Annotated in this window: 14 protein-coding genes; 11 read left to right on the forward strand and 3 right to left on the reverse strand. The window is 36.8% G+C overall.

What is annotated here, in order from left to right:
* Positions 1-110: 110 nt before the first annotated feature.
* Positions 111-731: a hypothetical protein gene (locus FSB76_RS23465; protein ID WP_225976290.1), complete on the forward strand. Its 621-nt coding sequence runs from the start codon at positions 111-113 to the stop codon at positions 729-731.
* A 24-nt stretch (positions 732-755) separates the two neighbouring features.
* Here FSB76_RS23465 and FSB76_RS23470 read toward each other — a convergent pair whose 3' ends face one another.
* Positions 756-956, reverse strand: coding sequence for a hypothetical protein (locus FSB76_RS23470; protein WP_147057715.1), 201 nt, complete (start codon positions 954-956; stop codon positions 756-758).
* Between the two features lie 44 nt (positions 957-1,000).
* On the opposite strand from FSB76_RS23470, the gene FSB76_RS23475 reads away from it, so the two are divergent.
* Both FSB76_RS23475 and FSB76_RS23480 read left to right on the forward strand, forming a co-directional pair.
* Positions 1,001-4,051 (forward strand): DUF5977 domain-containing protein, encoded by a 3,051-nt coding sequence (locus tag FSB76_RS23475; protein WP_147057717.1) that lies wholly within the window; start codon positions 1,001-1,003, stop codon positions 4,049-4,051.
* 137 nt (positions 4,052-4,188) lie between these two features.
* The gene (locus tag FSB76_RS23480; RefSeq protein WP_147057719.1) at positions 4,189-6,909 is read left to right on the forward strand and encodes a hypothetical protein; all 2,721 of its coding nucleotides are present in this window, start codon (positions 4,189-4,191) and stop codon (positions 6,907-6,909) included.
* Here the strand turns inward: FSB76_RS23480 and FSB76_RS23485 are convergent.
* Positions 6,906-7,544, reverse strand: coding sequence for an SLATT domain-containing protein (locus FSB76_RS23485; protein ID WP_147057721.1), 639 nt, complete (start codon positions 7,542-7,544; stop codon positions 6,906-6,908). The genes FSB76_RS23480 and FSB76_RS23485 overlap by 4 nt on opposite strands.
* A 45-nt stretch (positions 7,545-7,589) precedes the next feature.
* On the opposite strand from FSB76_RS23485, the gene FSB76_RS23490 reads away from it, so the two are divergent.
* From FSB76_RS23490 to FSB76_RS23525, 8 genes are all read left to right on the forward strand, one after another.
* Entirely contained in the window at positions 7,590-8,198 is a 609-nt protein-coding gene (locus FSB76_RS23490; RefSeq protein WP_147057723.1) for an XkdF-like putative serine protease domain-containing protein, read from the forward strand.
* Between the two features lie 69 nt (positions 8,199-8,267).
* A complete protein-coding gene (locus FSB76_RS23495) occupies positions 8,268-8,939 on the forward strand; it encodes a hypothetical protein (RefSeq protein ID WP_147057725.1) in 672 nt (223 codons plus the stop codon).
* Between the two features lie 80 nt (positions 8,940-9,019).
* Positions 9,020-9,931 (forward strand): hypothetical protein, encoded by a 912-nt coding sequence (locus FSB76_RS23500; protein WP_147057728.1) that lies wholly within the window; start codon positions 9,020-9,022, stop codon positions 9,929-9,931.
* 86 nt (positions 9,932-10,017) lie between these two features.
* On the forward strand, positions 10,018-10,572 hold the full coding sequence (locus FSB76_RS23505; protein ID WP_147057730.1) for a hypothetical protein: 555 nt from the start codon (positions 10,018-10,020) through the stop codon (positions 10,570-10,572).
* Between the two features lie 423 nt (positions 10,573-10,995).
* Positions 10,996-11,388: a hypothetical protein gene (locus FSB76_RS23510; RefSeq protein ID WP_147057732.1), complete on the forward strand. Its 393-nt coding sequence runs from the start codon at positions 10,996-10,998 to the stop codon at positions 11,386-11,388.
* Complete coding sequence (locus FSB76_RS23515; RefSeq protein WP_147057734.1) at positions 11,381-13,375, forward strand: phage portal family protein; 1,995 nt, start codon at positions 11,381-11,383, stop codon at positions 13,373-13,375. Before FSB76_RS23510 ends, FSB76_RS23515 begins: the two co-directional genes overlap by 8 nt.
* Positions 13,368-13,958 (forward strand): DUF6712 family protein, encoded by a 591-nt coding sequence (locus FSB76_RS23520; protein WP_147057736.1) that lies wholly within the window; start codon positions 13,368-13,370, stop codon positions 13,956-13,958. The genes FSB76_RS23515 and FSB76_RS23520 overlap by 8 nt, the downstream gene beginning before the upstream one ends.
* Positions 13,958-14,452, forward strand: coding sequence for a hypothetical protein (locus tag FSB76_RS23525; RefSeq protein WP_147057738.1), 495 nt, complete (start codon positions 13,958-13,960; stop codon positions 14,450-14,452). The genes FSB76_RS23520 and FSB76_RS23525 overlap by 1 nt, the downstream gene beginning before the upstream one ends.
* Here FSB76_RS23525 and FSB76_RS23530 read toward each other — a convergent pair.
* Positions 14,449-15,114: a ribosome-recycling factor gene (locus tag FSB76_RS23530; protein WP_147057740.1), complete on the reverse strand. Its 666-nt coding sequence runs from the start codon at positions 15,112-15,114 to the stop codon at positions 14,449-14,451. The two genes, FSB76_RS23525 and FSB76_RS23530, sit on opposite strands and share 4 nt — an antisense overlap.
* Between the last annotated feature and the right edge of the window lie 47 nt (positions 15,115-15,161).

The following is a 15,161-nucleotide window of genomic DNA, read 5'->3' on the forward strand; positions in this document are numbered from 1 at the left end:
CCGCTATGTTTAATTTACCCTTCCCTACCGACAGTCTTTACAAGTTCTGCTTTATGTTTGGATTGGCATTGATTGTTTTTTCATTTTATTTTAGAGAAAATCACCTAAACGTGTACGATAGAAAACAGGATACTTATATTTTAGATTCTTTGAACAATAGGAAATTTGAAGACTCATTAAGTTGTGCAGATGATGACAAAACAATTGATAAAGCAATTAAATTTAACCTAAAAAGTGGACAAAAATCGGCATTGACGAGTGGAGATATTTCCAATGCATTGACGTTATTAAAATCAACTGATGGATTTAAACAAATATTACCAAAAGATACAGGAAGATATTTATCTCAATTTGACTATAATCTAAAATACGCCACCAGAAAAACCATCTCGTCGGATTCTTCAATATTAGAAACTTTAGGAGTCATTATTCAAGCCAAAAACTTATTGCGAACCAGTCCAATAGATAAGATAATATATTATTATCAAAACAAGTTAGACGACAATTTTTTTATTTTTGAAATAATCATCACTTTGGGATTCTCGCTATTTCTTCCCGGATTGTTCTTGTGGTACACTAAAACTCAGATAATACAAGATGAATTGTTAAAAATGCAGTTAGCGGAAGCAAGAATGAAATCTTCAAAGACCGAATCAAAACCCCCAATAACTGGCAGAAAACATTTTGACCCTAAAGTGTTACCCCGACCGGAGGCAAGAAATTTAAGGTAAAAATCTGCTTATGAAAAGTAACAGCTATTCAGATTTTGATAATTTAAATTCCTGTTCTGTAATTTCAGCGCAAAGTTTTATTAGTTCATCCCTATAATAAGTTTCTTCCGGGGTTAATCTTTCATCTTTAAATAATCCTTCAAAACAATGCCGAAGGTCATTAAAAGTGTTTTCGTATTTAGCGTTATTCATATTTGCCATAGGATTATTTTTAAGGTCATCCAAAATTAGTAATCTTCGATACTTTCCCTATTTCCTTTAAAAAAGGAATGACCCAAAATAACAATTATCAAATATTTTTAATAGATTCTATAACTGGTTCTACCGGGAATTATGCTACTCTTGATTGTGAAGGTATAGACTTAACTAATACATTTCAGGTTGCAGATATAGCAGATATTTCAAAACGAAAAGATGCAATTTCTAAAACAATAACTTTCAAGAATTCTAAGAATAATGCTTTAGTTTTTGGTAACTTATCAAACTTAAACAGGGTAGTTGATGATACTGTTAACCTATCTTTTCTTTTCAATTTCAACATTACAAAAGACATAGATTGTCAGGTTTACGAAGGCAATACATTAATTTTTGTAGGAAAGCTTCACTTTATATCAGCCTACCGGGATAAGTTGGGTAACATAACCTACCAGTGTTCAATTAAAGGCTACTTAGTGGATTTCTTCAATAAGATTCAGGATAAGCTATTATCTGATTTAGATTTTACTACTTTTAACCATACTTATGATATGGCAACCATCAAAAACAGTTGGTTCAATGTCTATCAAAAAAATGGTGTTACCGTCACTGGTACAACTGGTCAGGGTTATGTTTATCCGTTGATAGATTACGGTACATCAGTGACCCCGGATACTGCTTTTGATAATAAGATAGATTACGGTTCTTTTCGACCCGCTCTATATTTAAAAGAATATTTTAATGCCATATTCAACCAGTCAGGTGTTACAGGTAATTACCGTTATACGGTAACTGGCAGTACAGAATTTGTTGATGAATTTAATAAGGCAATTATGCCAAACGGGGATTCAGACTTTAGTTATTCCAGAACACCGGGTGTTATCTTTGAGTTAGCTAAAACTATCAACCCGCAGCAGTACAACGCCAATGGGCAAACCTCTTATGATTCGGTACATTCCAGAAATGAGTTTAACAACTTGGTGATATTTGATACCATTGTTAGCGGTGCAGGTGACCAAACAATTATCAACCCGATTTTAGCCGATGATACCAAAATTACCATCAACAATAAGATAAATACAACTATTACGGCAACTGCGAATGTAGTTACCTCATTGGTTGCGGGTAATAAAGCCAATGTAAGGTGTGTTTTTGAATACAGAAGCGACCCTAACGGGCAATTTGAATCGATAGGGGAAAGTAATAAAAACTATACTTGGGACTATTCAAAACCACTTTTCACTTATCAATTTCATCCTGATACTTTTACCGTATCGTTTACCCATCAATTTGATGCAGGTGGGCAACTGGCTTTGCTAATCTTTATTGATAATTACGATAATGATAGTAACGTAACAGTTAATGTTATCAATGCGGATTTGAAAATAGGTAGTGCTGTAGCATCTTCAACGGTAACACTTAATTTAGGTGATACAGCGGTATTGGTTGGACAGAATAGCCAAAAAATTAAACAGGCTGATTTCCTGAAAAGCGTTATACAGATGTTTAATCTTTATGTATATCCTGACCCGGAAGATGCCCACAATATCATTTTTACCCCGTACAACGACTATTATAGCAATTTTACAGCAGCCAATATCATAAATACTGCTTTAGACTGGACTAACAAGATAGATAACGCAAGCTTTACCCAAACCCCGGTATCTGATATTTTCAATTTGTATACCTTCAAGTTTAAACAGGATTCCGATTTCTACAGCAAATATTATATTGATAAGTACGGCGATACCTACGGTAATTTAACAATTACAGGTACCACAAACGGTTCTGATAAATCAATTGAATTGATATTTGGTTCAACCCCGGTAGCTTCTTACAATGGCCGTAATGTGCCTTGGTTGTGGGAATTGAATACTGATAACACCAAAAAAGCAAAGGTAACTGTACCTCGTATTTTATTTTATAACGGTTTAGTCAATTGCCCCTCTTATGAAATAGGTAAAATTCAGTTAAGTGCAGCAACCCAAACCTATTATTTCAGTTCAATAGATTCAGCGCACGTTTCAGGCTATACTTTTAATCAATATGCCGAAGCAAACGAATATACTTTAAGTTCAAACAATGAATTTGTTGATTTAACCTTTGGTCAGCCTCTGGAAGTTTTCTATACCTCTGGTGGTATCTTAAATAACTTTGGTTCAGGTAAAAAGACTTTATACGATAGATATTATGCAGACCAGTTTGCGGAATTGCAGGATAGTAACACCCGGATTATTGAAACTACTGCTTACCTGAATGAAGTTGATATTCAAAATCTTGATTTCAGGAAACCCGTTTATTTCAACAGTGTCTTAGGTCACAACTATTTTAAACTTTTATCGGTTGAATACAGTAATTCAAATCAACCATCAACCATTAAATTACAAACGGCTTATATCAATGATTCGGCGGTAGTAAGTGATGGTTTTTGGAATGATATCTATGCAACCTTTGTCAGAAAGAATGATTGTACTACATCTGGTTACACAGGTGAAGCTTTATATTATTTAGTTTCGGCACATAAGTACAATAGTTTGGTATCTGTAGCGGATGCAAACGCAATGGCAGCAAATGAAGCAGCAACGTCCGGGCAAACCTATGCTAATGCTAACGGAATCTGTGTTAATACGGCTACCACCTTTAGTTTAGGGTTTGCCAACAATCCAACAGTTGCTACTTCAATGACAGGCAAAACCAATTTTGTAACCAGTACCGGTACTTTAAATAGTGGTGCAACCATTTTTAGTTATGCTGGGGGCGATGCTACCAGAAATATCAGTGCTTATTATGGTAACGATACTTATTGGTATCAAACAAATACGCTATCAACTATTATCAATTCTGGTACTACAGCGTCTTTAACTGGTATGACTTACGATGATTATTATTTATCAGGGTCAACGAAATATTTAAGTTGTCAGGTTGCTAACGATGGTCATACAACCTATATAAATTATAAAATCAGTGACCCTACACCACGCATAGGTACTGTAGTGAAAGATTCAACAGGTACTTCATTAGTTGCCGATGGTTGGTATTCAGATGGTACAAATGGTTATAGCGTGGTAAGCGGTGCGATTGCGGATATTCAAAGCTGTAGAGGTTTACCGCCTACAATTTCTTAACCCGGCTTTAAAATCTGATTTAAATTAGGGGCAAACATGAAAAGGATCTTCCTGGAAGGAAGACCCTTTTCTGTTTTAGCCCTTTTCTGGTTTGAATCTATCCCAAACATCCTATTTCCCTTTAAAGAAATAGGAAAATGCCAGATAACGGAGAAGAAAAAATATTAATAAATGTCGGGTTAAATACCGATGAAGCAAATCAGGGTATTGCAGCTTTAGGGCAAAAAATTGATGCTGTAGGTAAAAAGGATTTAGGTTCGACCAGTGTAAAATCCTATAAGTTTCAGATACGTGATTTGACCGCTGAATTGCAAAAGATTGAACAGGTTCAGGGTAGAAACTCACAGGCTTTTAGGGACGGTGCTAAAGAATTAGGACGATTAAAGTTAGCTGCAAGGGATTTCAAAGACCAAATTGAAGCTTATGACCCTTCTAATAAGTTAGCAGGTATAGCCAATATTGCTAAAGGTGCAGCCGTTGGTATGACTGGTGCAGCCGGGGCTATGGCTTTATTTGGATTACACGGTCAAAAAGCCGAAGAAGTAATGTTAAAGCTTCAGGGAGTCCTTGCTTTATCACATTTTTTAGGTTCGCTTCACGAAATTTCTTCTGGTTGGCGGTCATTCATCAATGTTTTAGGTTTAGGCGCAACAGCAGCCAAAGCACAAACTACAGAAGTTGTTGAAGGTGCGGTTGAACAGGTTGCAGCAACCGAAGCAGTAACAGTAGCCATTTCTGAACAGCAGATAGCATCAGAGCGTTTAGCCGCAGCAAACGAAGCTGTTAATCAACTTAATTTAGATTCAGAAGCAGCCCTTTTAGCTATAAAAGCCGAAGGGTTAGACGCTACAATCGGAATGACAGGGGCTGAACAGGCTTATTTAGAAACTATGGCTGCAAAAACAGCAGCGGTAGCAGAATTAACGGCAGCGCAAACGGCTTATGATGCAACGTTAGCAGCAGGTACGGCAGAATCAGTAGCAGCCAGTGAAGCTAATGTTGCTCAGGCAGCAACACAGGAATTAGTAACAGTAGCAGAAGAAGCTTCAACAGTTGCAGCGGTAGGTTTTGGTACAGCTTTAAAAGCTATCGGTATTGGCTTAGTCATCAGTTTAATCGCTTATCTGGTATCTAATTGGGATTCTCTAAAAAAATCAATTGATAATCTGTTCCCTTCATTAGGCGGTACCAAAGGATTATTTAAGGAAACTATGGAAGTTGTTTTTGGTTTGGGTAACGTCCTTATTAAATTCTTAAAGATTCCAATTGATGAAATTATAGCCGGGGTTAAAATATTAATTCACGCTTTATCTGGTGACTTTAAAGCAGCAGTACAAGATTTCAAAGACGGTGTAAGCCAGATTGCCAGTGATTTAAATGTAGTTGATAACTATAAAGAAGGTGCTGCAAAAAAAGCTGCAAAGTATGCCGAAGAAGAACGCATAGCCAGAGTTAATAATGAAATCTTAGCTAATGAACGTATTATCAAAGTGCGTAAAGCCCTTGGCGAAGACGTAACAGCACTCGAAATTAAGAATCAGCAGCTTAAAAATTCAGTACTGGATAAGGATGCAGACGACTATAAACAAAAATTGGCAGATGGATTATCTGAGATTACTGTAATCCAAAATACGGCAATTAAGAAAAGGCAGGATGAAGCAGAAAAGCTTAGAAAAGCAGCACAACAAAAAGCGGATGCCCTTAAAAAATCTGAACTTGATAAGCTTAAAGCCGGGAATGATGCAGCTTCTAAAATAATCTTAGGTGGTCTTAAAAGCCAAAGGGAAATTGAATTATCAGACAGTTCATTTAAGTATAAAGCTTTAATTGCTATAGCTACTAAATACGGTAAAGATGCCAGTCAGCTAAGAGAGGCGCAAGGTATTGAAGAAGCACGTATTAATAAAAAATATGCAGACCAGATTAAGGATTACTTAGAAAAATCGGATGCTGAAACTTTAAATGATTTTGATAAAAAAAGGTTAGAAATTACTAAGGCAGCAGAAGCAGCTTTAAAGAATGCTACCCCGGTTGAAAAGGGTAAAATCATTCAATCCCAAACATTTCAATTAGGTAGGGTAGATAGTGCTGAAAAGTACTCAGATGCAGCGGATGCAGCCCAATTAAATGAAACTAAGGTAACAGATGCAAACAGGGCAAGAGTAGGTAAAGTACAGGATTCCCCGGAAGTTCAGGCGCAAAAAGAACAGGCTATCCGCAACGCCAAATTAGCAACTTTAACTGCTCAGTACCAAAAAGAAAGGGATTTAGCAGCGTATAACTATGATAAGTTGGCGCAATTAGATGCAGATTATCAAAGCAAAACCCACGATTTAGAAGATGAAGCTACCAATGCTAAGATTGAATTAGCGCAAAAAGAAAAGGATGCCAAATTAGCCACTTTGCAAGTGGTTGGTGACGCTTTACAGGGTGCAGCGGATATTGCCGGAAAAGCCACAGTAGCAGGTAAGGTATTAGCCGTAGCCAGTGCTACTATCAGTACATATTTGTCAGCCGTTAAGGCTTATGAATCGGTTGTGGGTATACCGTATGTCGGCCCGATATTGGCACCTATAGCAGCAGCTACAGCGGTTGCAGCAGGTTTCCAAAGTGTTAAGAGTATTTTAGCTGTTAAAGTACCGGGTTCAACTGGTGGTTCAGGTTCGGCACCTTCTTATTCGGCACCACAAATTAATTCAACGGTATTGAATCAGGCTCAAAAGGGTGTTCAGCAGGTTCAGGTAGTTAATCAACCAGACCCTAAAAAGCAAGAACCTGTTAGGGCATTTGTTGTTGAAAAGGATATTACATCAAAGCAGGATAGGGCTAATTATTTGGATAGACAATCAACTATTTAATCTTCGTTGTTTTGTGTTGGAAAATCTGGCGGTATAACACCGGATGTAGCAGTTTGCGGTTTAGCTAAAGGTTCTGGCATTATTGAATGCTTTCTAATTATGTTAGTTGGGATAGTTGGCGCATCTTTCGAAGCAGCGGATGATAACGCCATTATTTTATTCATTTCTTCAAGTGCTTTAGTTCTGAGTTGTTCCGTTGGTGTACTTTGCAGCGAGATATATTTCATTAAAAATGTTTGGATTAGATTGAAAACAACTTCAAATTCATTTGCTGATTTTTTGTGTTTGGTAGCTTTATCTGCAAATCTTAAAACAGTTTGAAGTGTTGATAGTACAGCAGCCGTTACTGAGAGGAAACCAGTTACTACAATAATAATTGAATAGTTTTCTTCCGTTGATTTAGTTTTTAAAAGTGTGGTGAAAATTGATGTGCCAACTATAGTTGATAAAATTGATACAATGACGTTCATAGTCAGGTTATAATTTTCATACTTGTGTGCTAATTCGTAGTGACATTTGTTTTCAATAATCGTACTTCTTTGATAGAATAACGCTCTATCAATCATATAATTTAAACTTTTATCAGAAAGTTGGTCAGGCGAAGTTGTGACGAAATCATCTACTGGTTTAAGCATATTCAAATATAATTTTTTGCCCGCTTAATTCCTATTACCGGGTATATGAAATTACCCGTAATTGAACTTAAAATAAATGAACTTGAAGATTCCTATGTATCAGCAATTTCAATAGTTAATTCCCCTGCTACTGAATCCGATTTTCTAAGCTTTAGTCAGGTTCAGAACTTTGCTGTTAATGATGAAAAATTTGAGTTGTTGGGCTATGCTATGCAAGCGGATAAACCCATATTCCGTACAAGCCCTTCCGGTAATTATTACGCTGTTTTCAGTAAGGATACCATCAGGAAAATAGCGCAGGTATTTGCCCAAAAAGGATTATTCAACCAAACCAATATTGAACATTCAGCAATCCCCGCTGATTCATTTGTATTTCAATCTTACTTAGTTGATGTAGATAAAGGTATCAACGCCCCCAAAGGATTACCAAATTTAGACGGTGGTTGGATAGTAGGCGTAAAGGTATGTAACCCTGAAATCTGGCAGGAAATCAAGAAAGGTAACATCAAAGGTTTCTCGGTAGAAGGTGTTTTCGGTTTGTTCCCAACAAATCAGTTAAGTGACGGTAAATCTGATATCGAAGATTTAGACCTCCAAAAAGCAATCAAAGAATTTAATGCTGCACTTGAAAAAGTGAATAAAATCAAAGGGTAACAGCAATGTTCCCGAAGGGTAATCAAATTATTTCTAAGGAAAACCTATTACCAATATAATAACCAACAAATGAATAAAAACGAAGCAATATTAGCTATAAAGAACGCTACCAAAGCAATCACTATGCTTTTTTCCACTAAGGAAGAAGAAGCTGAATTTGAGGCGGTAAAACGTGTTGATTCTGATGAATTAGTTGATGTACAGGGCGAATTAGCACCGGGTACAGCAGTAAGCGTATCAAGTGCAATGGGTTCACAGGCAGCAGCCGATGATACTTACAATTTAGCCAACGGTGTTGAATTTTCAACTAAAGGCGGTAAAATCGATAAAGTTATCAAAGTACCTGCCGAAGCGGCACCAGTTGCCGAAGCTAAACCAGAAGACGCTAAACCCGAAGAAGGCTCACCAGAAGAAGAAGCAACTGAAACCCCGGCAGAAGAAGCTAAAGAAGATGCCTCGGCACCAGTACAGCCACCAGACAACACCGCAGCCATTGCTACACTGGTACAGAAAATTACTGAACTGGATACGATGATTAACACCATCAAAACCGCTTTGGAAGGTAAAGCATCAGCGCAGGCTATGTCAGCTTTAGGCGAACAGTTTAACGCAATCAAAGGTGCTTTTGAAGTACTATCAGACACCCCGGCAGAATTTTCTAAGATTGATAAATCATTGGAAGCTAAAGAAGATAAAGCCAACAAATTGAATGCACTTGCATCAATTTGGACTAAAAAATAATAATCATAAAAGGTAATCAACAAAGCCTTTTAGCTATCCCGGCAGGGATATAAAAATAACGAGATAAGAGAAAACGAAAAATGGGTTTTAACATTTCAGCATTACCACAGTACGTAGACCAAACTTCAAAAACACTTTTGGTTGATACCGTATTTGGTAACCAAACTGCAACCGTCCTTAAAAATGCAGGTTCAGTAACATTAGGCGTAAAAGGACAGTACGCATTACAATTACTTTCAACTGATGTAGCATTACAAAATTCTACAGGTTGCGGTCGTACACCATCAGGTAACGCCAACTTTACACAAGCAATCATAACCGTTTATCCTTTAAAGGATGAACAAAACCTTTGCCCTAAACCATTGGAAAACGCTTGGATGGTTCAGTACTTAACTAAAGGACAGACTTATACCGAAGCTTTGTTTGCAAACGAAATTATGCAAGCCAGAGCAGCTAAGATTGCTCAGGAAAACGAAAAACTTTTGTGGCAAGGTGATACGGTAGCACAATCAGGTTCTACCACTTTAGGTAAATTCGATGGTTTCATTAAACAAATCGGTGCGGGTGCTTACATTCCTTTAACTGGTGGTACTATCGCTTCTGGTGTAACTGTAATTGAAAAATTGCAAGCTGCATTCTTAGCAACTCCTTCAAAAATCACTGAACAGGCTGATGCGGTTATCTTCTTAGGTACTGATGTATTCAACGAATACAATGTAGCCTTGGCTAACAAAAACATCTACAAGCCGACCGAAGACCATTACTTATTTGGTACTTCTATGAAGTTGGTTCCGGTTGATGGTTTGAACGGTACACGTAAAATCTATGTAGGTCGTTTACGCTCATTCCAAATGGCAACCGACCTTTTAGGCGAATCTGAAAAGGCAACTATGGAATATTCAATCGAGACCCAAAACATCTATATGGACTTCCATTACGCACTTGGTGTAAAACCAGTGTATGTAAATGAAATTGGTGTAGCTACTGTATAAGCAGATTAAAATAAAAGATGATTGATAACGGGGTTGCACAAAATGGTGCAGCCCTCTAATTAATCTCAAATAAGAGAAAAATAAATATGGCAAATTTATGCGCAAGCGTACAAGCTTATACAAAACAGTGCGGTAGAGGTATTTCAGGTGGTGTTGGTAAAATGTGGATTGTATCGTACAATGACCTTGGTGTAATTTCAGGTTCAACAGAAGCTTATGCTTTTGCATCTGGTTCAACAGTAATTTCAAATATCGCTTTAGCATCTGGTAAAACATTCAGTTCTGTAGGCTTACTTAAAGAATCTGTAACTTTCAAAGGTTCAGCAAAAAGAGATTCGGCAACAGGTTCATTTGAGAATCAAACCGAAACCACTATTTCAATATCAAACATATCTGAAACTGCAAAAGCTTACGTTGATTCGTTAATGCAAGCACCTGTAGCTATCCTGATGAAACTAAGAAGTGGCGTTTATGTGGTAACCGGGCTAAACGGATTAACTGAATTAACCGATACCGAAGAATCATCTGGTACAAAAAACGGGGATATGAACGGGTACATCTTGAAATTCACAGGTGTTCAGGATTCTTTAACATCAACTGTAGACCCTACTTTGATAGCTTCAATTGTAGACAAAGTATAACCTAAACAAGTTATTAACCTGATTAGTTAGGCAGCCTTTATCCTTAACCGGGTAAAGGCTTTTTTATTTATTTTTTAGTTAGTGAAATTTTAGGGGTGTTTCGGGTATTATGATATCTAATTTTTATAAAATATATGAAAAATCGGAAAATTAAGATACTTCCTGAATCAAGGATTCGGGGTGTCAACAATCAAACATTTAATGACGATTACCACTGATGGAACTCATTCAAAAGAATACATCATCGATGGTAAAACTTGGATGGTAGACATTGTTCTCACAAAAAAGGAGGTCTTAGTGTTAAATCATTTTAGCCTTCCGAACGAGGGTTAGTTGAACCGCCTTTTTGAAGCCTTTATCCTTAACTGGGTAAAGGCTTTTTTATTTCCTTCAAAGTCTTATTTCCTGTACAAACAGGCAGGAATGTTATTGATAAATAGGAGCAACCCAAAGACAGATTTAATTTTCACGTTAACCGAATTAACTACAATAGTTACCCCGGTTTACTTGTTGGTGCTTACCAGTGATTTCAACCGGACTAAATCCCGGTTTATTTTACCGCTGAACATTAGTTCAAATCTGAACAGGTATGACCATTTCAAAGTAGATACTTCAACCTTAAATGATTTGGATACTGGTTTATATACCTACGCTGTATATCAATCTTCTATTTCAACTACTGATGAATCTGTTTTAGGCAACCCGGTTGAAACAGGAAAAGCTAAAATTATAGCCCCTGCCGTATTGGTACAGCCAATAATCTACGAATCAGAAGATACTTCTGATTTCTACACCTACAAATCAATAAATGACTAAAAAAACGGAAGCAGCAAGTGAGAGGGATTTAATTAAGTTCAATAGTCACGTTACCGAATTACCCATAGAAGTAATCAATTCTACCAGTACAGACAGGTTCGTTCCTTACGGATTGAATAACCTGTACCCTAACTTCTTACTTAAATTATATAATGAATCGCCACTTCACAAAGGTATAATCAATTCCAAAATTGATTATATCATAGGCGATGGTGTGACCGTAAAAGGCGGTGATACCCCTGTTACCTTAAAGCCTAATGCAAAGGATTCCTTCCCGGAGTTCGTTAGTAAATTGGTTAATGACTATCTGATATTCAATTACTATGCGGTTGAAGTGGTTTACAACAAATTGGGTAATCCAATTCAGTATAACCACGTACCCGCCCACAAAATAAGGTGTAACCGTGACCGCTCAAAATTCTGGTATAGCAATGACTGGTTTAGGGAGCCAAACATCAATGTAAGCTATGATTATTGGAAACCGGGCGTTAACGCTGATGGTACCAATAAGCTTTTCTTCTTTACCAGTTATTCACCATCAGTAAATAACATTTATCCTATCCCGGATTATTCAGGTGCTATCAAGTCTTTAGAAACTGATATAGCTATCAGGGATTTCCAGATTAACAATATTGAAAACCAGTTTTCGGTATCATCAATCATAACCTTTTTTGGCGGTATGCCCAATGATGAAGTTAAGCGTGAAACAGTAAGGAAGATAACCAACGCTTACACTGGTGCCAACGGTGGTAAAATGATTATAGGTTTTGAAGGCAAAGACGGTACAGCCCCGGACGTTAAAAACATTGCGCCTTCTGAGTGGGAAAAAGCCTACATAGAAGTTAAAAAGGACGTTTTACAGGATATTTTGACCGCTCACAGTGCCGTATCACCTTTGCTTTTTGGTATCAAAACCGAAGGGCAATTAGGCGGTGCTACCGAACTTGAAACAGCGTATGAGATATTCAAAAACTTGTTTGTTAAGAACCGTAGGAATGAATTGGAATCAGGTTTAAGTAAGCTGTTTGCTGATTTAGGTTTAGGTGAATTAGAATTTAAAGATAAGGGTTCATTGTTTTCTGCAACCTTATCTGATGTAATGAAAATGAAGACCTATACGGTAAACGAAATCAGAGCGGAGGCAGGTTTGCCACCATTGTTAAACGGTGATAGGTTGATTGATGAAGTTAAGCCAGTACCAACACAGGAGCCAACAACAGTAGGTCAAATTCCTGATAATGATATTGCAGGTTCACCAGTACAAGCAACCCCGGTTAAACCTGTACCTGCTAATACCAGTTCAACAGCCCCGGCTAAACCGACTGCGTTTACCAGTGATTCAACTTTAACATTTGGTCACTTAACGGATGATGACTTTGAAAAGGTAAAACACATAGGTTCAGCAAAACAGGATTTCAGGGTATTTAAGAAACTGGATTACCATATTGAAAGATTTTCAGATTTGAAAGGTATTGAATTACAGTTTGATGATGAAAAAGATATAGCTGATTACCTAATTAAGAACGGTATCAAGAATATGACCATTGTTCAAATCAAAGCTGCAATCCGCAAAGATTTAGGCATAGCTGTAACAGCAGCAGATTTGAAAAGAGTAATTCAGGGTTTAGAAGATTCCGGGGTTATCAATAAATCAGATTTGGATAAAGGCATTACCATCAAACCTACTGAAAAGGCTATGCAGCCCGCCTTAGAAAATATCAGAAGGGTAGAAGTTAGATATTCTTATGATGGTGTACAGGATGACCGTAACAGACCTTTTTGTGCCAAACTTTTAGCTAACGATAAATACTATTCCAGAGAAGACATACAGCAAATGAGTTCATTGTTTGGCTACGACGTTTTTGCTTACCGTGGTGGCTTTTATCATAACCCTAATACCAATACAACTACCCCTTACTGTAGGCACCGTTGGAATGCTGTATCAGTAGTAAGGATTACCCCGGAAGGAGAATCAAACAATGATTAAAGTATTATTTATATCAGAACAAACGATTAAAGAAAATTCTGTAATTGAAACTAATGTTGATTCCAAAATTGTATCGAACACAATTTTAGAGGTTCAAAATCTGGAATTGGAGCCAGTGTTAGGCAAAGACCTTTATTCAGCGATAGCTAATGAAATAGTATCAGCATCAACTATTTCAGGTTATACGATTACACCAGTGAATCGGGAATTGTTGGATGATTATATCAAACCATTTTTGATTTATGGTACGCTTAGTTATGGCTTTATTCCACTGCACTACAAGATTACCAATAAAGGTGTAAACCGCAAGAATGATGAACGGGCTACCACGCTTGATTTAAAGGAACTGGAAGCAGTTAAGGATAATTACGATACAAAGTTCAGTACTTATAGGCAAAGGCTTAAAAAGCACTTAGAAATTGATTTAAAAGAACCTGATAACTGTTCAACTGATAAGGTTGATAGTACAGGTGAAGTTACTGGTTGGTACTTACCAGATAATGAAGTTAACCTTTCAGATTACTTTGAAAGTTTAGCCAATAAAACCGGGTTTTATTCCGGTTACTATAGAAGCAGATTTTAATGTTAACCCTAAACCAGATAAGCCAAAAATTTATAAATTTTTTCAGTGGTCATTCACAGGTCAATACTGTCATTTATGCTGATGATTTTGATTTTTCAGCGTACCCGAATATTTTATACCGTGTGGTACATATTCAATCAGTCGATAGTCAATTAAGGGGTAAGGAAATCATTAACCGCTTTAAATTTATAATTGCTGATATTGAAAATCCACAAAACAGCAATTCTGAACAGGATATTTGGTCTGATTGTGCTTTAATAGCTGATGACTTTTTAACTTTTTTTGGTGATGATGATTACCCTGATTTCTTATTAGATACTGATACTACTTTTCAACAATTTTCAGAATCAGGTACAGACAGAACAGCCGGGATAGTATTTACAGCATCTGTAAGACAAACCAGAGAAATTAACCCCTGTGCGATACCAACTAAGGATAATATCAGCTATGATGAAAGACCTTATTCCCCACCTTTCGGGAATGAGTTCTTTTAAGGTTTAACAGGTTTAATAAATGGTACTATTTGCTTTTTCAGGATTTGGTTTTGATGTTGAAGACTGATGATTGAATCCCGCATAGATAACTTTTCAGCATCAAAACGATTGTTTCCCCAAAAATAACCGATATACAAAACAACCCCGGCTATAGTTGCAATCGAAACCACATAGGTTATATCGAACTTTTTAACCTTAGATTTCAGGATTGAAAGTTCCTGAAAGGTGCTCTTCAATTCGGCTTCTTTTGAAGTAAGTTTTGCATCTAACTTTGCAATTTTTTCTTTATGCTCAGTCTCAACTTTTGCAAATAGTTTTTTAACAGCATCCCTGCTATTTTCTTTTGTTTCTTTTTCTACAGTATTACCGTTTGATGTTTGTAAGCTATAGGTTTCTTTTTTGGCTATTATGATGCCTTTAAACTTTCCTACACCCCCATTCCAAGCTTCTACTGGATTTCCACCGGGGTCTCTCCAAAGTTCAGACCCTCGTCTTGGTTTATAAATAATGCCACGAATCCTTCGAACTTCGTTAGTAAAATCATCTGGAAAGCAACGTTTAATAAGTTCTACAGCCAGTTCTTCAATTTGATGTAGCTCACCCCAATTTTCGAATGCCAATTTATTTAATCTATCAATAATATCATCAAAAGTAGTAGCCATTTAATAAGGTTTTCGGTAAAAATACAACTTCTTTTTTTACCTGTTTT

Source organism: Mucilaginibacter ginsenosidivorax (assembly GCF_007971525.1).
Classification (GTDB): Bacteria; Bacteroidota; Bacteroidia; order Sphingobacteriales; family Sphingobacteriaceae; genus Mucilaginibacter; species Mucilaginibacter ginsenosidivorax.